The organism is Achromobacter spanius, assembly GCF_029637605.1.
Taxonomy (GTDB): Bacteria; Pseudomonadota; Gammaproteobacteria; order Burkholderiales; family Burkholderiaceae_B; genus Achromobacter; species Achromobacter spanius_E.
The window spans coordinates 2,635,913-2,654,681 of sequence record NZ_CP121261.1 but is presented as its reverse complement, the minus strand read 5'-3'; the positions used below and the strand labels follow the sequence as shown (position 1 = coordinate 2,654,681).

The following is an 18,769-nucleotide window of genomic DNA, read 5'->3' as shown; positions in this document are numbered from 1 at the left end:
CGTCTTTCCCGCTATGGCCCTCAAGCCTGGCCGCGCAGCCGCCGCACGATGTCCAGCAGGTTGTCCAGCGACACCGGCTTGCTGATGTGCGCGGTGTAGCCTGCCTGCAGCGCCTGGTTCATGTCGTCCTTCGACCCGAAGCCGGTCAGCGCGATGGCGGGCATGGCAAGGTCGGGATACTTTTCGCGCACGGCGCGTATCAGCGCATAACCGTCCATGCCGGGCATGCCGATATCGGACAGCAGCAGATCGAACGTGGAACCCTCAAGCGCAGCCAGCGCTTCCTGGCCGCTGCCGACCGCGGTGACGCAGGCTTCTTCCATGTCCAGCAGCTCGCGCATGATGTGAAGAATGTCTTCCGAGTCATCGACGATCAGCACTTTCATGCCCTTCAACGGGCTGTCGCCCGGCAGCGCCAACTGTTGTTCCTCCTGCTGCGCGTGCGCCAAGGCCATGCGCACGGTGAAGCGGGCGCCGTGGCCCTGGCCATCGGAATGGGCTTGTATCGTGCCGCCGTGGGCTTTGACCAGTTCGCTTGCGACGGCCAGGCCGATGCCCAGGCCAGGGCTGGCCAGATTGCGCTGGCGCACGTCCGCCTGGCTGAACATGTCGAACACCTTGCCCAGGAACTTGGGGTCGATGCCATGGCCGGTGTCGATCACGTCCAGCCGCATGCGGGAGTCTTCCACGGCCAGCCTCAGCGTGACCGTGCCGCCGGGCGGCGTGAACTTGATGCCGTTGTTCAGCAGGTTCCAGATGATTTGCTCAACCCGCAGCGGGTCGGCGTTCAGGTGGATGGCCTGGTTGGCGTCGAACTCGCTGTGCAGCGTCAGGCCAGCCGCGCTGGCCACGGGGCGCAGCACGTCAAGAATATTGGTGGTGATTGCGGTGACGTCAAAAATCGACTGGTTCAACGCCAGCTTGCCGGTACGCACGCGCGACAGATCCAACAGGTCGTCGATGATGCGCGCCTGGCCTTTGACGGATCGTTGGATCAGGTCAGCCGAGCGCGCGGCGGCGGGTGAATTGCGCACGGCCGGGGTGCGCGCCAGCAGTTCGGCATTCAGTTGGATCAGGTTGAGCGGGTGCTTCAGTTCGTGCGACACCATGGCGAAGAACTCGTCTTTCAGCACATTGTCGGCGCGGGCGCGGTCCAGGCGTGACTCTTGTTCTGCGTCGCGCAGCTTCAGGTCGGTGACGTCGCGCACGATTTTTGCAAAGCCGCGTATGGTCGGGTCGTCCATGCGGTTGACGCCGCCCGTGCAGAAAATCAGGCCGCCGTCCTTGCGCCGATGCCAGCGCTCGTCGGGCGCATAGCCGATCTGCCTGGCGCGTTCCAGTTCCAACTGCGGCCGGCCAGCCTGGATGTCGGCGTCGGTAAAGATGATGGAAAACGACTTGCCGACCGCTTCGGCGCGGGTATAGCCGAACATGGTCTCGGCGCCGATGTTCCAGTTGGTGATCACGCCGTCGTGGTCCAGCGTCAGGATGCCGAAGTCGCGCGCGCTTTCGGTCATCAGCTTCAGGTGCGCTTCGCCCAGGCGGACCCGGTCTTCCGCCTTGCGCCGGTCGGTGATGTCGATGAAGGTCAGCACCGCGCCTTCGATACGGTGCTCGGCGCTGCGATAGGGCAGCAGCCGCGCCAGGTACCAACGATCGGCATCGCTGCGCACTTCGCGCTCCACGGCACGCAGCGATTCAAACACGCCGGCGGCGTCGCGCGCCATGTCGGGGTAATCAAGCCGATGCGTGATGTCCAGCAAGGACCGGCCCGCGTCGCTGGTGATGACGTTGAACACGTCGGCCGCGCGCGGCGTGAACCATTGGATGTGCATCTTGCGGTCGACAAACAGCGTGGCGATGTCTGTGGACGCAATCAGGTTTTGCAGGTCGTCATTGATCTTGGCGGTTTCGTCCACCTTGGCCTTGAGCTCGGCATTCACGGTGATCAACTCTTCATTCACCGATTGCAATTCTTCCTTGCCCGTTTCCAGCTCTTCCGTGGCCGAGCGCAGCTCTTCGTTGATAGCCTGCAGCTCTTCGTTGGACGCCTTCAGTTCTTCGGTGGACGTTTCCGACTGCTCGATGGTCGTTTGCAACTGGTCCTTCGTGCCTTGCAGCTCGGCTTCCAATTGCGTCAGCACGGCCGTGGCGCCAACGGTGGGCGCCACGCCTTCGGGGCTCATCACGTCTTCCACTTCGTCGAACAGCACCAGCATGTAGTCGTTGGACGTTTCCTCGTGGCGGAACGGCCGCACCACCATGTTGACGTAGGTGTGGCGCTCGCCGATCTTCATCTTCACGCGGCGCGCCTCGACGCTCTTGCGGGTATGCAGCGCCTGGAACATCGCGGTGCGCAATTCCATGCGCAGCTCGGGGTAGACCAGCGACGGCAGGTTGCGCGAGGGTTCGCCGCCCGCGTGGCGCAGGAACCGGCCCGCGCGTTCGGACATGTGCACGATGTCGCTTTCCGCGTCCACGATGACGCTGGGCGGCGCGTACATTTCCAGCGCGCGCTGATGGACCTCGGCGTACGAAATCTTGTTGTGGCGGTTGCGCGCCATAGTGGCCGGGGCGGCGCTGGGGCGTTCAAAAGCATGGGCGGCCGGCAACGCGGGCACATTGCGAAGCTGGGTGGGCGTTTCCTTGGCCACATAGATGCGATTGCGCTTGTCCACCACCTGGAACAGGCGCGGGCAGGCGTCGGCCGATTCCGAGCTGCCCAGGAACAGGTAGCCGCCCGGCTTGAGGGCAAAGTGGAACATCTTCAGCACGTCTTGCTGGACGTCTCGATCCAGGTAGATCAACAGGTTGCGGCAACTGACCAGGTCCAGCTTCGAAAAAGGCGGGTCGCGCAAGATGTTGTGGACGGCGAACAGCACGCGCTCGCGCACTTCCTTCTTGATGCGGTAGTCGTCGTCTTGCCGCGAGAAATAACCTTCCAGCAGGAGCGGCGGCACATCGGTTTCAATCGCCGTGGAGTAGCTGCCAGCGCGGCCCACGGCCAGCGCCGCTTCGTCGATATCCGTAGCGAACACCTGGATCTTCTGGTTCACCTTCAGCGCGTCCGCGCGCGCGCTCAGCAGCACGGCCAACGAATACGCCTCTTCGCCCGTGGAGCACCCGGCCACCCAGGCGCGCAGGGGGCTGCCCGGGTTCTTCAGATGCCTGTCGAACAGCTTGGCCAGGGCAAAATTCTCCAGCGACGAAAACGCTTCCTTGTCGCGAAAGAACTGGGTCACGCCGATCAGCATGTCGGACAGCAGCAGGGGCGTTTCCTCTGCCCGGTCTTGCAGCAACTGCCAATACGCCCTCAGGGTAGACACGCCCGTCACCTGCATGCGGCGTTCGATGCGCCGCAAGACCGTCGCGGTCTTGTAGTGGCGAAAGTCATGCGCCGTGCGGGCGCGCAGCACTGTCAGGATGTCGCGCAGGGCGACGCGGTCTGCCTTGTTGGGGTCCGCGTCCTGGATGGATTGCCCCGCCGCTTCCGTTGTGTCCTTGGCCAGGCGCGGTATGTGCATCGCGGACATATTGTCGGCAATCTGCTTGAGCCGCTCGGGCATGTCCGCTATCGGCAGGATGATGTCGACCATGCCCGTGGCGATGGCGCTGCGCGGCATGGCGTCGTGCTCGGCGTCTTCGGGCTGCTGGGCGAACGTGACCCCGCCTTGCTCCTTGATGCGCGCCAGCCCCAGCGACCCGTCCGACCCGCCTCCGGTCAGCACGATGCCGACCGCGCGCGTGGTGTGTACGTCGGCCAGCGTGCGGAAAAACTCGTCAATGGCAACACGACTGCCCTGCGACGGTTGCGCCGGCTTGACGCTTAAATAGCCGTCATTCATGGCCAGCATCGAGGCGGGCGGAATGACATAAACGTGGTTGCACTGGATGCGCTGCGGATGCGTCACCTGCACCACCGGCATGCCGGTCGCGGCTTGCAGGATCCTGTCCAGCACGCTGTCGTGGTCGGGCGACAAATGCACGATGACCACGAAAGCCATCATCGGGTTGTTGGAGGTATGGGAAAAGAAATCCCGCAACGCTTCGATGCCTCCCGCCGAGGCACCCAGCCCCACAACGGGAAAGTGCAAATCACTGATGGCGACGCCCGGTTTGTTGTCGGGCACGGAGGGGGTGTTGGACATGGGGATTGGGCTGGGCGATAGACTGCGTTGCCTAGGATGATACAACCGGAAAAAGCGTGCCGGGCGGGTTGCGCGTCGCGGGTATGTGACTTGCTGCAAGGCGTTCGATACCCCCCCAGCACGCGCGTTCGGCGCATTTCGCGCCGCCGCCAAACAGCCTAAGCCGGTTGCGCCGTGGCCACGCGCAACGGCAGCACGGCAGTCAGCACGGTGCGGCCGGGCGCGGACGCGATGTTCAGGCTGCCATGCACCCGCGCGATGCGGGCATGCATGCTGCGCATGCCGACGCTGACGCCGGCTTGCCGCACCGCCGCCACATCGAAGCCCGCGCCATCGTCTTCAATGCGCAGTTCCAGGTGGTCATTGTCGGGCAGCAGCAGTTGCACCTGCACGTGGCGCGCTCGGCTGTGCTTGACCACATTGGTCAACGCTTCTTCCAGCAGGCGGGTCAGCGCCAGGCATTCCAGGGAAGAGGGCGGCGTGCGCCATTGCGGCGGAAACTGCCAGTGGGAATCCAGGCCCAATTCGTCGAACACCTGCACGAAGCGATGACGCAGCGGCGCGGCCCATTCCAGCGGGGTTGCGGGCACGGTGACGCCGCTGCTGGATCCGCTGTCGATGGTCTGGCGCAGGTCGTCGCGCAGCAGCTTCAACATGGACAGGAACTGCTGGCCCTGCAACGGCTTGTCGGCCTGTTCCACCATGGCCATCATCCGCACCAGCGAGCCGCCCAGGCCGTCGTGCAGATCATGCGCAATCTGCAAGCGCTCGTGCAGGCGGGTGTTGGCCACCGCCAGCGTGTGTTCGCGTTCCAGCGTGGTGGCCAGTTCGCTGCGCGCCTGGAAAATGCCGTCGGCCAATTCCTGGTTGAAGCGTTCTATCTGCCGCACATTGCGTGCGTGGCGCAAACCCAGAATGGCGGACAGGCACAGCGTGACCACCACGCTGGTATACGCCGTATAGGACTGCCCGGCCGAGATCAGCTTCATCATCAACAGCAGGTCGTGCACCATGACGACAAGGAAAATCAGCAGGCAGGCGGCCAGCATCAGGTGCTCCGGGCGGCGAGTGCGCCAGGCGTGTACCGGGAACTGCAGACAGTTGATGATGAAAATGGCGGCGGGGGTCAGCACGCCAATTGATTGCGCGGTGGCCAGCGCGCTGTCTGGCGTGAAGGCCAGCATGGCCAGCAGCGCGGCGCTTAGTATCCACAGCGCGCGTTCGGTGCGCGGCAGTGATTGTTTCCCAAAACGCCAGGTGAACAGGCAGAAGCAGGCCACATATAACACCAGCGCCATGGCGTTGGCGCGCGCCAGGGCCAAGGTGTCGGGCAGCGGCCAGGGGCTGGTCAGCAGCACATTGCTGATGAACAGCACCCAGAACAGCGACATCAGGGCATACCAGCCATAGGTGGTCTGTTCACGCCGCACTACCCAGATGCAGAAGAACAAGCCGCCTAGCACGGCGGAAACCACCAGGTTCACCGTGTACAGCGAACGGTTGCGCCACCAGATGTCTTCCTGTCTGGCCTGCATCGCTTGCGGGCTGCCCAGGTGCACGATACCCAACCCGGGCGTCTGCTGCGCAACGCCCACCACACGTACCCACAGCGTGTTCACGCCGTCGTGCACGGTGGCCTCGGGCAGGCGCCAGGTGCGCGGCATGTTCCAACTGCGCGACAGCGGTTCGGTCAGTTGCGGGTCGCTCCAGATCATGTCGCTATTGACGAACACTTCACCGGCCATGACCACGGATTCCACGGTCAAGCCAACCGGGCCGGGGCAGGGCCGCTGCCAGTCGATGCGATACCAGGCGGATCCGGTGTAGCCGGGCCAGCGCTTGTTCCAGTCGTCGGGCAGCGTGACCGGCGCCCAGTCGCCCGTATCAGGCCGGCTGCCGTCGGCGGCGGCCGGCGCGGCCGTGATGGACATCACCTGCACCGTGCATGCCTCGGGATCGGTGGCCGCGTTTGCCTCCACGGCCAAGGCGGGCGCCGCGCAGACCGCCAGCCAGCAGGCAAGCAGCCATCTCAGTCCAGCAAGCCACGCAAGCGCGCGGCGTGTACCGCTCGCGTGCGCGAAGAAACGGCCAACTTGCGGTAGATGTGCTTGATATGGCATTCAACGGTGTAGCGCGACAGGAACAGTTGTTCGGCGATTTCGCGGTTGGCCAAGCCTTCAGCCACCAGACGCAGGATCTGGCTTTCGCGGGGGCTAAGTATCTCACCGCTTGCGGTGCCGGTCTGCTCCGTGGGCCGTGGCCGCAACTCTTCGATGATGCGGCGCGCCACGAACGGGTCGATCGGCGCACCGCCCCGCAGCACGCTGCGCAGCGACAGCGCCACTTCCATGTCGTCACGTTCTTTCAGCACATAGCCCGTGGCGCCGGCACGCAAGGCCGCCAGGATGGCGTCTTCGGTACACCAGGCCGAGATGACCAGGATGGCCAGGCCGGGGTCGGCGGCGTGCATCTCGGCAATCAGGTCAATTCCGCTGCCGTCGGGCAAGCCCAGGTCCACCAGCGCCAGCGCAACGGGCTGGCTGGCCAGGCAGGCGCGCGCCTCGGCCAGGGAGCCCGCGAAGATCAGCGCGTCGGGCTGATAGCCCAATTGCAGCAACAGGCCTTCGATCCGCCGGCAGACCAGCGGTTCGTCCTCCACCAGCAGCACGGGGGCGGGCAGCGTGAGTTCGGGGGCAAGCGGAGAGGCGGACATAGACGGGAAGGGGAAAAGGCAGAATCGCCCGATTCTAGATTGTGATGGCTCGGTGTGTGTCCGGCTATCCCTTGAACTGGGTATTCCCGCCTGGGTATTCCCCTTCCGTCCTTTCCTTCCGTCCTGGGCCTCAGTGCTTCACTTCCGTGATTGGTTCCCGTAGTTCGCTTGCTGCGCGCCGCTCGGATCAGTAATTGATCGACGCCGACAACATATACGTCCGTCCTGCCGCGTTCGTCACGAACGAGCCGGACGCCAGCCAGTACTTCTTGTCCGCCACGTTTTCGACGTTGGCGCGGAACACGACGTCCTTGCCGGCGATGGTGGTGGCGTAGCGGGCACCCAGGTCAAAGCGGGTGTAGCCCGGCAGGCGCAGCGTATTGGTGTTGTTGAGGTAGACGGATGACGTGCGGATGGCGCGGCCATTCAGGCTCAGCCCTTGCACCCACGGCGTATCCCAATCCAGGCCCAGGTTGTAGGTGCTGGCCGGTACGCCGGCGGGCCGGTTGCCCTGGTTGACGCCGCCCGGCGTCTTGGTGAGTTCGCTGTTGATGAAGGCCGCGCTTGCCATCAGGCGCAGGCCGGGCACGAGTTCGCCGTAGCCCGTCAGTTCCAGGCCACGGTTGCGCTGTTCACCAAAGTAGCCGTAGACGTTGTTGTCGTCAGCCTGGCCAGCCGGGCGCGCAATCTGGAACAACGCAAGCGTGGTGGTGATGTTGCCGTCCCAGTCCACCTTGACGCCGGTTTCGTACTGCTTGGACTTGTACGGCGCCAGCACGGCGCCCCGGTTCTCGTAGGTGTCGCCCACGATCGTGCCGCGCGTCAGACCCTGGGCCAGGTTGGCGTAGACCGAGACGTTGTGCAGCGGCTTGATGACAATGCCGCCAACGGGCGAGTTGGCGCTGGAACGGTAGCCGCTGGTGCGCGCGCCCGTGGTGGTGTTGTAGCTGTCGACTTCAACCCGCTGGTGGCGGACGCCCGCGGTCAGCAGGATGCGATCGTCGATAAATGACAGCGTGTCGACAATCGCGAAGCTGGTCAGCGTGGTGTCCGACGCCTTTTGCGGGGTGAGGCGCACGGCGGGGCCATCGGGGATGTCGACCGGATCATAAATATTCGAGGCGACAATGGCCGACCCCGTCGAATAGGCGTTGCCCGCCTCTTGCTTCAGGTAGGTGGCGCCCAGCGCCAGGCGGTGCTTGACGCCGCCGGTGTTGAAGCGCGCCGTCAAGCCGGCGTCGCCGCTGCTCGTCTTCGAATACGAGTCGTAGTAGGTCGTCATGACGTTGAAGTTGCCGTCCTGGTCCACCGACTGGCGCGCGCCGGTCGGGCTGACGGTCACCGGGAAGATCTGCCGCACCTTGCCGTCGCGATAACCCGCCGCGATGTGGCCGGTGAGGTTGTCGGTGAAGTCATATTCCAGGCGCGACATGATGGTGCTGTCGCGTTGCGACAGGCGAGTGCCGGGGTAGAAGTTGATGTCGCCATCGGGCGGCGAGGGCAGTTCCGTCACGGTGGGCTGCCAGCCGATCTGCGAGCGGAAGTTCTCGATCACGTCTTCCTGGTGGATGGCGTCGGCCGACCAGCGCAGGCGCGCGCCCCGGTAGTCGATGCCCAGGGCGCCCATGCCCAGCCCCTGCTTGCCATCGCGCAGCGAGGCTTCTCCGCCGCGTTTGACGCCGTTGAAGCGCAAGCCCCAGGCGTTGTCTTCGCCGAAGCGGCGGCCCAGGTCGACCTGACCGGTGAAGTTGGCCTTGCTGGCATAGCCCAGCGTGGCGCGCGCCAGCGGCTCGTCGTCGGCGCGCTTGGTCACCACGTTGATGGCGCCGCCGATGCTGCCGTTGGGCGGAATGCCGCGCATGAAGGCGCCGGGGCCCTTCAGCACTTCCACCCGCTCCAGGATCTGCACCGGCACGCGGCTGGACGACACCAGGCCATACAGGCCGTTGACGCTGACGTCACCGCTGCCCACGGCAAAACCGCGGATCTGAAAGTCTTCACCAAAGCCGCCGGTCGACGTCAGCGTGCGGACCGAGGCGTCGTTGACGACTACATCAGCCAGGGTGCGAGCCTGCTGGTCATACAGCAATTCAGAGGTGTAGTTGACCGTGCTGAACGGCGAGTCCATCACGTCTTCGGACCCCAGCAGACCCAGGCTGCCGCCCGTGGCAAGCTGCCCGCCCGCATAGGGCGGGGCCAGGTCGCCCAGAATGCCGGCGGTGACCGTCACGGGGGCCAGTTGCACCGTGCCGCCTACGGGCTCGGCGCGCGACAGGGTCACGTTGTTGCCATTGCGGGTGTACGTAATGCCCGTGCCTTGCAGCAGTTGGCGCAGGGCGTCTTCAGGCGACAGATTGCCGGAGATGGCGCGCGCGGTCTGGCCAGCCAGCACATCCTGCGAATAGAAAATCTGCAAGGACGTTTGCGAACCCAGCTGCAACAGCGCATCGCCCAAGGGCTGCGCGGGAATGTTGACGCTGACGGGCGCTTCCTGGGCCTGGACGGCGGGCGCCATGCCGAAGACAAGCGATAGTGAAAAGGCAAGCGCGCTGAGAACCACGCGCGGCGGGACGCGCAGAGCAGGTCGGGCAGAGACGGTATTCAAGATCGGTAGCTCGGTGAGAGGCACGCCAACCAGGCGCACCGGTTCTAAAGGAGGTAGGCGGGCGGCGTGGATATGTCCGCCCCTTCTTCTCTAGACGCATGAGCAGGCTTGAAACCGGAATGGGAATCGCTATTATTTTGTAATTAAGATGTTACAAATCGTCAGCGCGCCAGGACACGGACCCGGCCGTCCGGCAGGCGGTTCAGCGACACCGGCGCAATGGCGGGCAGGGCGTCAATCATGGCCAGCGGGTCGTCCACGCTGAATACGCCCGAGATGCGGTAGGGTCCAAGCGCGGGAGCGTCCAGGCTGGCGGGCTGCATCAGGTAGCGGTTCATCTCGTTGATGACCGTGGCCAGCGGCACATTGTTGAAGATGATCTTGCCGCGCTGCCAGGCGGTCAGGTTGTCGACATTGACCTGCGTGACCTCGCCAAGCGGGCTGCTGGCATAGGCAATGGCCTGCTGGCCCGCGCCCAGGCGGTGTTCGCTGTGGCGCCACCAGGGTCCGGATTCCAGCCGCACGGAACCGGATTCAACACTGACCTGCAAGCTTTCACTGTCGCGTCGCACGTTGAAGCGCGTGCCTGTCACGGTGACCTGACCCACGCCACCCTCCACCACGAAAGGCCGGGACGTGTCGTGTTGCACTTCAAAGAAGGCCTCGCCCTGCGCCAGTTCCACCCGGCGTTCGTTGGCGCCGAAGCGGGCGGCCAGGCGGGTGTCGCCGTTCAGGTGCAGGATGGATCCGTCCGGCAAGGTGACCTGCCGCCGTTCGCCCTTGCGGGTGGCGTAGTTCAGCCGCTTTTCGCCGCGGTCGAACAGGTAGGGCGCAACGTAGGGCGCTGCCAGCAGGCCCGCCGCAACGGGCAGCGCACAGGCCGCCACCATCCTCAGGCCGAAACGCCGCCGCGACATCGCGGGCGGCGGGGGCGCAACATGCGAGGCTTGCGTGTCGTTCGTGGCTTGCATCAGGCCGCGCAGCCGTGCTTCAGGCAGGGACAGCACGGCGTCCCATTGGGCGGTCAGCTTTTGGTATTCGCGTTCGTGCGCCGGGTCGGCGCTGCACCACGCGGCAAAGGCCTGCCGATCGGTCTCCGTGGTCTCGCCGGAATGCATGCGCGAGAACCAATGCGCCGCGTCGCGCGGGTGTTCCAGCGCGTCGTCGCCAGGGAATAAGGCGGGGGGGCGGGAGTCAGAGAGGGGCATGGTGTTGCAGCCGATCGTTGATGTGACGCACGGAGCGAGTCATGTATTTTTCCACCATGCTGCGCGAGATGCCCATTTCCTGGGCGATTTCGGTGTGCGTCCATCCTTCCAGACGGCACCACAGATAAACCTGCCGGCACTTGGGCGGCAGGTCTTCAAGCGCACGGGTCAGTTCGTCGGCCAGTTGCTGGAACCGGACGCCGTCGTCGGCCGGAGGCGTGGCGGGATGGTCGCCGCCGGGCACGTCATCCAGCGACGTGATGTCCAGCGTGTTGACGTGCCGATGCCGGCTGACCAGGCGGTTGGAGGTGCCACGGGACAGGTACGCGCGCGGGTCATAGATAGCCGCGACGTCGCCTTCCAGCATGCCAAGCACGGTGTCGTGCATGGCGTCTTCGCCATCCTCGTGCCCCCGCCCGCGCCATTTGCCGATCATCTCCGCGTAATAGGCGAGCCAGTCTTTCCTGGCCTTGGGAGGGTGGGACATGAGGAAGCGCTTGGACAAATAACAAAAAGTTATTGATTCTAATATGCATTTGCGTCTTGGCGCGAGGCTTTCGTGCTCGTTGCCTCGCCGCACGAGGCAACTACCTTGCCGTCAGCTCAACCGCCAGCACGTTGGCAATACACACCTTCGGCTTGGCATTGACGATATGCGCGAGGACGGTACGTGGTTGGTGGTTGGGCCCTTCATCGTTGATGATCAAGTTATTCGCCAACACCTTCGTAAACCGCGCGTCTGCTCGCATGCAACGTTCCGCTTCTTCCATCATGGCCAGCGTCTGCGTGGGTTCTACGTAGCCCAGTAGACCGACCACGCCATTGGTTTCATAGGGGTCGATCGCACGAACGAAACATCCAAAGCCCGCCTCGCCCAACAAATCGTTTGCAATGCCGGTTGCCAAGCGGATGACCTTGGCCTCCATGGCGAAATGGAGCTGTAGTGCCGGGTCGGCTGGGAAAAAAACCAAGTCTGGACGCTTGGAGCTCGATCCAGTGGCGATATCGCTGGGCGCTGTGTAGTCGGCAACGACACAGGCGATCGCAATTCCCGATACCAACGGTGTTGTTCCTCCGCGCTCTTGCAGCAGTCGCTGGGCTTCCAGCGACAAGTCGGCAGTGATGGCTGTTTCGGAGATGTTGGCTGGCGCCGCGGATACTCGCTTTCGCCTTGTTTTGGCGCCGCGAGTTGCACAAAACTGGCTCCACCTTGCCGGCTGCACCAGCGCATGATGCGCGCACAGCAGGACGTCGTAGCACTGGGTAACGAACCTTGCTACCACCGATGCGCGATAGGGGTTGACGTCCAAATCGGTCAGGGAACGACGAAGCCTTTCGTAGAATTCCTCGGGAACTGTCATTGAGCGGCCAGCAGAAGGTTCGCCACTCGCAGTGCGTCGCTGTAGGCTCGGTCAAGCGAGAAGTTGAGGCGTCCGGCAGGCTTGTCGACACGTATTTGTCTTTCACCTTCAGTCCAGGTGATACGCGCTGAATCGTGGAACTGGAACGCGGCCACGTAGCCAGCCGGTGACTTGGGCAGCGGCTCGGCCATGTCGACGACGATTCGAGCCGAAGACTCGCTGACGCTGCCTACCTCACAACCTCGAAAGAGAGTGCCAAAGCTGCCGCACAGGGAGGCGCTTAATACCTTCAAATAGTCGTCCGGCACCTTGTCGATGCGTTCGTTCGCATGGGCAGGCGTGAGGCCATTTTCGAATTGAAGGCGTGTTTCAAGGTAGTCCCGCATGGCGGCTGCAACGTCCTGGACCTGCATGGCGGCGATAAAGTCGTTCGTATCAGGGGCATCATCCTTGGTTTGCAGGAAGTACTCCGGTGGTGGCACGACTATCCCGTCCAAGTCACGCCGCTCGACGCGCGTGCGATCCACCTGCCACAGTTGTCCGAACAACGCGAACTGAAAGCGCGCGAAGTCACTCATCAGGAATCGGCCCAGTTTGGACAGCACGGCAGCGCGATCAGCGAGCGTCAAATGAGCCGGGTCGTCTTTCCAATGGATCACGTTCATTGATGAGTTCACCGCCAGGGGAAATCCCACGGCCAAGGCCTGGGCAAGGCTACGCGAGACCAGCAGGCGCTCGCCCTGGAACTTCTTTCGATGCTGTGCGCTGCAAGCTTTGTGTCGCTGTTCAGACAACTGCTTGGGATGGTCCTTCAACGTGGTGAAACCTTCACCGTATTCGGCGAAGTCGTTGATGTTGCAGATCTCGTCGGCGCGCAGAAGCGTTCTTGCGGGCGTGCTGCCTCCGGCCGACACCAGTCCAAGTTGCAACAACAGCTTGCCGAACGTGGTTGCCGTCCCTCGCGACACGGCTTGGCGTAGCCTGTTCTTTGCGGCCCGATCCAGGGGACGAAGCGCGTACGCATCGAAGAGATTCTCCTGATCGCGAAAAACAAGAAAACTCGGCATCCATTGCACGTCGGAGCAGTCGATCGCCAACGTCCACATCGCCTTTGGCGTGAATGGTTGAGTCCACATTGCAGGCGAATAGAACGCGGTGCGGCTTGCGTGGGTAACCTTGCGCGTGGAGACGAACAGCAAAGCAGCAGGCTGTTCAGCGTTCTCGAAAAGATGGCGACGCCATTGCGACAGGTTGACGATGGCCCGAACATGAAACGTCTGACCCAAGGCCGTCAGGAATGTCTTGGCGGATGGGCTCGAGATTGACTTTGAGGGCATGACAAGCCCAAGCATGCCGTCAGGACCCAGATAGCGCCTTAAGCTCAGCCACGTGATGTGCTCGGACGCTTCCCGGCCATCGACTGCGTCATCGCCGTCCACCGTGTAGCTTGTGACCCTCTCTAGCGGCTTCCAGGGCGGGTTGCCTGCAACGCAGGTGAACTCAATCTCTTTGAAATGTCGAGGTGCGCTGAAAAAGTCCGTCACCAGGATGTTCGAGCCGATGAGGGGCGGAAAGACCTTTGGTCGACGCCTCTCGGTGACGATGCTCAGCAACTCGGCGGGATCCGCGTATTCGAGGAGGTGTAGATAAAGGCTGAACGCCGCGACCGCCGCTGCTGATGCCGCTTTCTCGACGCCATGGATGCATTGCACGAGAATCTGGCGCAGCTCTTCCATCGGAAGGCATTGCAATCGGCGTTCGGCAAGAACACGCTCAACGATTCGTCGGAACGCGGCAACAAGGAACACGCCGGATCCGGCCGTGGGATCCAGGATGCGGGAGTGCGTTGAGAATTCTTGTTCATCGTCAAGGCGATTGAGGACGAAGTCCACAAGAAACGGAGGCGTGTATACGATGCCATCATCGCGTACGCTAGCGGGGCTCTCGCTCCGTAGAAACTCTTCGTACACCGCCGAGAGTGTCTCGATCTGGATTGCTGTCAGATCGATTTCAAAGAGCTCGGTCTGTTCGCCCCCTTTGTGCAGCGTTGTGCCTCCACGCATGTAATCAATCGCGAGATTGAGGTGCCGTTGTTGGATCTTGAGCCGTTGATCAGGATCCAGCACGAAAACCGCGCCGTTGAAGATGTCGTCGATTCGATCTTGAAGCTCCCAAAACTGGGCTAGTGCGATTGCCGGTCGAATGCGGTTCAGCGATCTGCCGTCTTGGGCGAGTCCTTGCGCCCACGTGCCGGGCACAATCCCCCGGTCCAGCAACAGGAAGGTATAGAGGACGCGCCCGATCAGCCGATTGATGATCGCCGCGGGAAGCTCGCCGTCAGTGGGCGTGGCGGCCAGGCGTTCATGAAGGTGCTCCAGCCCTCGCAGCAGGCGTCGGTCTACCGTTCCTGCCGACTGCAGCCTGAAATCTCGCCATTGCAAGGAGGAACGCAGGCGGACTGCGGCAAAATCCTTGAGGGCAGAATCCGCACCGCTTTTGTGCAGGTCGCTAGCGCCCACAAAAACGACGAGCGTTGTCCAATCAGGTTCAGACGGGAAATCAAACCCCGGGCAGATGATGTAGCGTCCTTGCACCGCGACGATAAGCCAAGGTGCGAGGCTCTGGCTCCAGGCCCAACGATGATGTTGCCTTGCTTCCTCAACGCTGTCGGCTTGAGCGAGATAGACAATGGGAACGAATCGGGCAGTAGCGCAATCACCGAACCCAGGCTCCCATGCGCCAAAACAAGCCTGCAGCTTGATCGAGTCCGCGGCAGCGTGCAACGCATGAGCACTACCAATCGCACGGGCGAAGTCCGACCGGCCCTGCAGCAGTCCATCGTCGCCGCGGTAACCGAGCACATCGACAAGCAGATCGATCCCACTATTCATAGCCGCCCGCCCGTCTGACGCACATCAACACCGCCAGGGCCAACACCCGCGTCCGTCTCTACGTCAGATCGAATCTTGCGTTTTTTTGCCGGAGAGGCAGGCACTCGCGACGCACGAAACATGTCGAGTTGCTTGGCACTACTGTCATGGGGCAAGGAAAGAGGGGTAACACCGAAATCGTCCAAAAGCTGGGCGCCATTGACGCCACGGTCGGCAGCCTCGCCAAGAAGAATGGCGATGATGGCGTAGGCGCGCGGCACCGTGCCTGACTTCGAATAGTTAGATACCGATGCAGGTCGAATGCATAGGTATGCCGCGAAGTCATTGATGGTCATCCCAGCTTTGCCAAGATGGCGGCGAAACTCCGCGTAGAGCACTGATTCTCCTTAGGTTGTTTCAGAATTTTATGAGAAACACTCAGGGTTGGGAAGCGCAGGCAGATAGCTCTCCGACCCTTTCGACCCGGCTCTTGAGGACGCTGATCTTCGCTTGTACCAAAAGGTGGCTGCGGTTCGTTGCCAATCAGCGGTAAATCGGACTGTTTCACCAATACAGCCCCAGAGACGGTTCGCGAAATCGGATAGGAATGAAACTCCAGCCTTGGAGTACCGGTACGACGCCGCGCTAGCGGTGCCTTGGCGATGCTAAAGTTTCGGTCCCCCCCGGCTGGCACCGCGCCGCACCCCGACCAATCCCCCCCTGGACTTCGACACATGGACTACCTGCCTCAGTTGTTCACCCTTTCCGGCATCATTCTCCTGGCTTGCGCCAGCCCCGGGCCGGACTTCGTTGCCGTGACCTCCAATGCCTTGAATGATCGGCGATCCGGCATGCTCGTCGGCCTGGGCATCGCTTGCGCGGTGGTCGTCTGGGCCACCTTGGCCATCCTGGGGTTTGGACTGCTGATCAAGGAACTCTTCTGGCTCTACGAGGCCATCCGCCTGGCCGGCGCGGCGTACTTGATCTACCTGGGCGCGCGGATGCTGATGGCCGCTTTCAAGGCGAAGGGCGGCGAGCCGAGCATTCAGGGTGTGGCGCGCGTCGGGGCGCTGCAAGCCTGGCGCCAGGGCTTCATGGTCGGGATCACCAATCCGAAAACGGCCACGTTTTTTGCCACGCTGTTCGTGACCGTGCTGCCGGTCGGCGCACCCACCTGGGTGTATGTCAGCGTGGTTGCGCTGGTCGGCCTGATAACGGCCGCCTGGCTCGGGGCGCTGGCCGCGTTCTTTTCGGTGGGCCGCGTCCGATCGGTCTATGCGCGGGTGAGCCGCGCGGTTGATGCCTTGATGGGCGTGGCGCTGGTGGGCTTGGGGATACGCCTGGCCAGCAGTCGTTAAGGTTGTTGAGGCACCTTAATGCTTGTTAACGCTCGTCATGGCGGGCAGCCTTGTTAACGATGGCAGACCGCTTCCACGTTGTGGCCGTCAGGGCTGAATACAAAGGCGGCGTAATAGTTGGGATGGTAATGCGGCCGAATCCCTGGTGCGCCGTTGTCCCGGCCGCCCGCCGCCAGGGCAGCTTGATAGAAGGCGTCCACGTCCGCCCGCGTGGCCGCCGCAATGGCGATGTGCAATAGAGCCGTGGCTGAACCGGTCGCGTATAGCCATAAAGACGGTTTCCCGTTCTTGCCCAAGCCGATGCTATTCGGACCTTCCATCGCCAGGCCGACGCCAAGCGGACCTAGCGCTTGCAGGAAAAAGTCGCGACTTTGGTTGATGTCGCTGACGCCGAAACCGATGTGATCGAACATGGGGGGGCTCCGTGGGGATGGCGCTCGCTGCACCGATGCAGCATGTTTGGCGGTGAATCCGAATCAGTGTAGTGCGGAGTTTTCGGGGAGCTTCAATCTCGCGAATCTTGCGCGTCGAAGATGACTCGCGTGCGCGATGGCGGACCAGGACCAAGCCTGGGGATTCCCCGCCCGCAGGCAAGTAGCGGGGGTGTCATGGATTCTTCGGATTGATCAAAGGTTGAGGCGACCAGCCTGGGCGGGCGCGACGCTCCGTGTCGACGACAATCAGATAGCGCCCCGCGCCCCAGCCCTGGCGGGCCTCCTGCCATCCGAAGTCGTAAACGCGCATGCCCTTCACGCCAAGCCCAAGGATTCCGTTCGCATTTTTAGTGCCCTCGGCGCGGTAGTCCGGGTTAGCCAAAGTATGGGGAAACACGCCGGTCGGCGTCTCAAAATGGTCGAACGTGCCGACTTGCCCGGTAGAGGCGGGGGATGCGCCGATATACAGGGGCGGCGCAACAGGGTGCAACCAATATACGAATACCGCCTGCACGTAGATGTTTCGGTCGGCGATGACGACGTATTGAGGCGCCAACAAGGAGAGGCCAGCGGACACCAGCGCATGGTTGGCCAGTTCTCCGTAACGGACACGTTCGGCATCCGGCAACGCAAGCCTCGGGGACACTTCCCGGTCATACGCGGAGGCGACGTCGGCCGGTTGCAGTGCCCCCTGGCCGTGCGCCAAGGCGGCAAGGAAAAGCCAGGCCGTCGTGAAGATGGCGCGATGCCTGCGCCGCCGTCTGGGAAGAGCGGCAACGCCAGAGGAAAACGTTCGCCCACGTTGCATCAGAACGGCCGGATGGCCACTTTCAACACGTTGTCTCGCTGGTTCGCGAACAGGTCGTAGGCCTGAGCGATGTCGTCAAGATTGAAGCGGTGTGTGACCATCTTCGTCAGGTCCAGCCGTCCGGACTGCAGAACATTCATCAGGCGTCGCATGCGCTCCTTGCCGCCAGGGCAAAGCGCCGTGTTTATCTTGTGATCGCCCAAGCCCGCCGCAAAAGCCGAAACCGGTATCGTCAGGTCACTGGAATAGACGCCGAGGCTGGACAAGGTGCCCCCGGGTTTCAGGACACGCAACGCCGATTCGAATGTGCTCTGCTGCCCCAGCGCTTCAATCGCGGAGTCGACGCCCTTGCCGCCAGTCAGCCGCAAGATTTCCTCAACCACATCGCACTCGTGAAAATTCAGGACGACATCGGCTCCCCAAGCCTGCGCCATCGCCAGCCGCTGCGCGTTTCCATCCACCCCAATGATGGTGGTGGCGCCCAACAACCTGGCGCCGGCCGTGGCGCAGAGTCCGATCGGCCCCTGCGCAAACACCGCCACCGTATCGCCGATTCGGATATTGGCGTTCTCGGCGCCTTTAAAGCCGGTGGACATGATGTCCGGGCACATGAGCACCTGCTCGTCGCTCAGCGCATCCGGCACCGGCGCAAGGTTGGCCTCGGCATCCGGTACCAACAGGTATTCCGCCTGGGCGCCATCTATCATGTTGCCAAAGCGCCATCCCGCGGTGGCGCGGTACCCGTGGCATCCGCACATGCCCATACCGACCAGGTAGGTGCCGTCCTGCGAGGGCGCGCCATCTTGAGCCGCATAGGAATTGAAGCTTGGGCAGATCGCGCCGGCAATCACGCGCTGGCCTTCGTTGTAGCCGCGTACCGCGGTTCCGAGCTTTTCTATGACACCGACGGGCTCGTGACCTATCGTCAGGCCATTTTTCACCGGGTATTCACCCTTGACGATGTGAATATCGGTCCCGCAGATTGTGGTGGTGGTGATCCGCATCAAAGCGTCATTGGGTCCCACGTCAGGGATGGGCTTTTCACGTATTTCGACACGGTTCGGACCCGCAAATACGGCGGCTTTCATCTTGGCAGTCATGCTCGTCTCCACAGAGGCGGCGCCGATGGCGTGTACGTCTGCAACCAGTACCGCATGGCATAGGGAAGTTCTGGCAGCTTAGTCCTTCAGAACGCTCGCCAATTGACCAAAGTCAACGATCCGGCGCTCGGGGGTAGGGAGTATTAGTGCAGGTGGGACGGGGA

Annotated in this window: 13 protein-coding genes; 1 reads left to right on the top strand and 12 read right to left on the bottom strand. The window is 62.8% G+C overall.

Annotated features, from left to right (window positions below; genetic code table 11):
* Nucleotides 1-20: 20 nt before the first annotated feature.
* The 9 genes from P8T11_RS11715 to P8T11_RS11675 all read right to left on the bottom strand — a co-directional run bounded on the left by P8T11_RS11715 (nucleotide 21) and on the right by P8T11_RS11675 (nucleotide 15,303).
* A complete protein-coding gene (locus tag P8T11_RS11715) occupies nucleotides 21-4,148 on the bottom strand; it encodes a CheR family methyltransferase (protein ID WP_268081784.1) in 4,128 nt (1,375 codons plus the stop codon).
* A 158-nt stretch (nucleotides 4,149-4,306) separates the two neighbouring features.
* Complete coding sequence (locus P8T11_RS11710; RefSeq protein WP_268081785.1) at nucleotides 4,307-6,268, bottom strand: sensor histidine kinase; 1,962 nt, start codon at nucleotides 6,266-6,268, stop codon at nucleotides 4,307-4,309.
* Nucleotides 6,178-6,861 carry a LuxR C-terminal-related transcriptional regulator gene (locus P8T11_RS11705; RefSeq protein WP_268081786.1) on the bottom strand — a complete coding sequence of 228 codons (684 nt, stop codon included), beginning with the start codon at nucleotides 6,859-6,861 and terminating at the stop codon, nucleotides 6,178-6,180. Before P8T11_RS11705 ends, P8T11_RS11710 begins: the two co-directional genes overlap by 91 nt.
* Before the next feature lie 187 nt (nucleotides 6,862-7,048).
* Nucleotides 7,049-9,466 (bottom strand): TonB-dependent receptor, encoded by a 2,418-nt coding sequence (locus P8T11_RS11700; RefSeq protein ID WP_268081787.1) that lies wholly within the window; start codon nucleotides 9,464-9,466, stop codon nucleotides 7,049-7,051.
* A 161-nt stretch (nucleotides 9,467-9,627) separates the two neighbouring features.
* Entirely contained in the window at nucleotides 9,628-10,674 is a 1,047-nt protein-coding gene (locus P8T11_RS11695) for a FecR family protein (RefSeq protein ID WP_268081788.1), read from the bottom strand.
* Nucleotides 10,661-11,161 carry an RNA polymerase sigma factor gene (locus P8T11_RS11690; protein WP_268081790.1) on the bottom strand — a complete coding sequence of 167 codons (501 nt, stop codon included), beginning with the start codon at nucleotides 11,159-11,161 and terminating at the stop codon, nucleotides 10,661-10,663. The genes P8T11_RS11695 and P8T11_RS11690 overlap by 14 nt, the downstream gene beginning before the upstream one ends.
* A 100-nt stretch (nucleotides 11,162-11,261) precedes the next feature.
* Nucleotides 11,262-12,035, bottom strand: coding sequence for a hypothetical protein (locus P8T11_RS11685; RefSeq protein WP_268081791.1), 774 nt, complete (start codon nucleotides 12,033-12,035; stop codon nucleotides 11,262-11,264).
* Nucleotides 12,032-14,926, bottom strand: a complete 2,895-nt coding sequence (locus P8T11_RS11680; protein ID WP_268081792.1) for an HsdM family class I SAM-dependent methyltransferase — start codon at nucleotides 14,924-14,926, stop codon at nucleotides 12,032-12,034. Before P8T11_RS11680 ends, P8T11_RS11685 begins: the two co-directional genes overlap by 4 nt.
* Nucleotides 14,923-15,303 carry a hypothetical protein gene (locus P8T11_RS11675; RefSeq protein ID WP_268081794.1) on the bottom strand — a complete coding sequence of 127 codons (381 nt, stop codon included), beginning with the start codon at nucleotides 15,301-15,303 and terminating at the stop codon, nucleotides 14,923-14,925. Before P8T11_RS11675 ends, P8T11_RS11680 begins: the two co-directional genes overlap by 4 nt.
* A 336-nt stretch (nucleotides 15,304-15,639) precedes the next feature.
* Here P8T11_RS11675 and P8T11_RS11670 point away from each other — a divergent pair, with 336 nt between their 5' ends.
* On the top strand, nucleotides 15,640-16,263 hold the full coding sequence (locus tag P8T11_RS11670; protein ID WP_268081795.1) for a LysE family translocator: 624 nt from the start codon (nucleotides 15,640-15,642) through the stop codon (nucleotides 16,261-16,263).
* A gap of 53 nt (nucleotides 16,264-16,316) precedes the next feature.
* Here the strand turns inward: P8T11_RS11670 and P8T11_RS11665 are convergent, their stop codons facing one another.
* The 3 genes from P8T11_RS11665 to P8T11_RS11655 all read right to left on the bottom strand — a co-directional run bounded on the left by P8T11_RS11665 (nucleotide 16,317) and on the right by P8T11_RS11655 (nucleotide 18,605).
* Nucleotides 16,317-16,676, bottom strand: a complete 360-nt coding sequence (locus tag P8T11_RS11665) for a VOC family protein (protein WP_268081796.1) — start codon at nucleotides 16,674-16,676, stop codon at nucleotides 16,317-16,319.
* A gap of 193 nt (nucleotides 16,677-16,869) precedes the next feature.
* A complete protein-coding gene (locus P8T11_RS11660; protein WP_268081797.1) occupies nucleotides 16,870-17,505 on the bottom strand; it encodes a hypothetical protein in 636 nt (211 codons plus the stop codon).
* Complete coding sequence (locus P8T11_RS11655; protein ID WP_268081798.1) at nucleotides 17,505-18,605, bottom strand: NAD(P)-dependent alcohol dehydrogenase; 1,101 nt, start codon at nucleotides 18,603-18,605, stop codon at nucleotides 17,505-17,507. The genes P8T11_RS11660 and P8T11_RS11655 overlap by 1 nt, the downstream gene beginning before the upstream one ends.
* Between the last annotated feature and the right edge of the window lie 164 nt (nucleotides 18,606-18,769).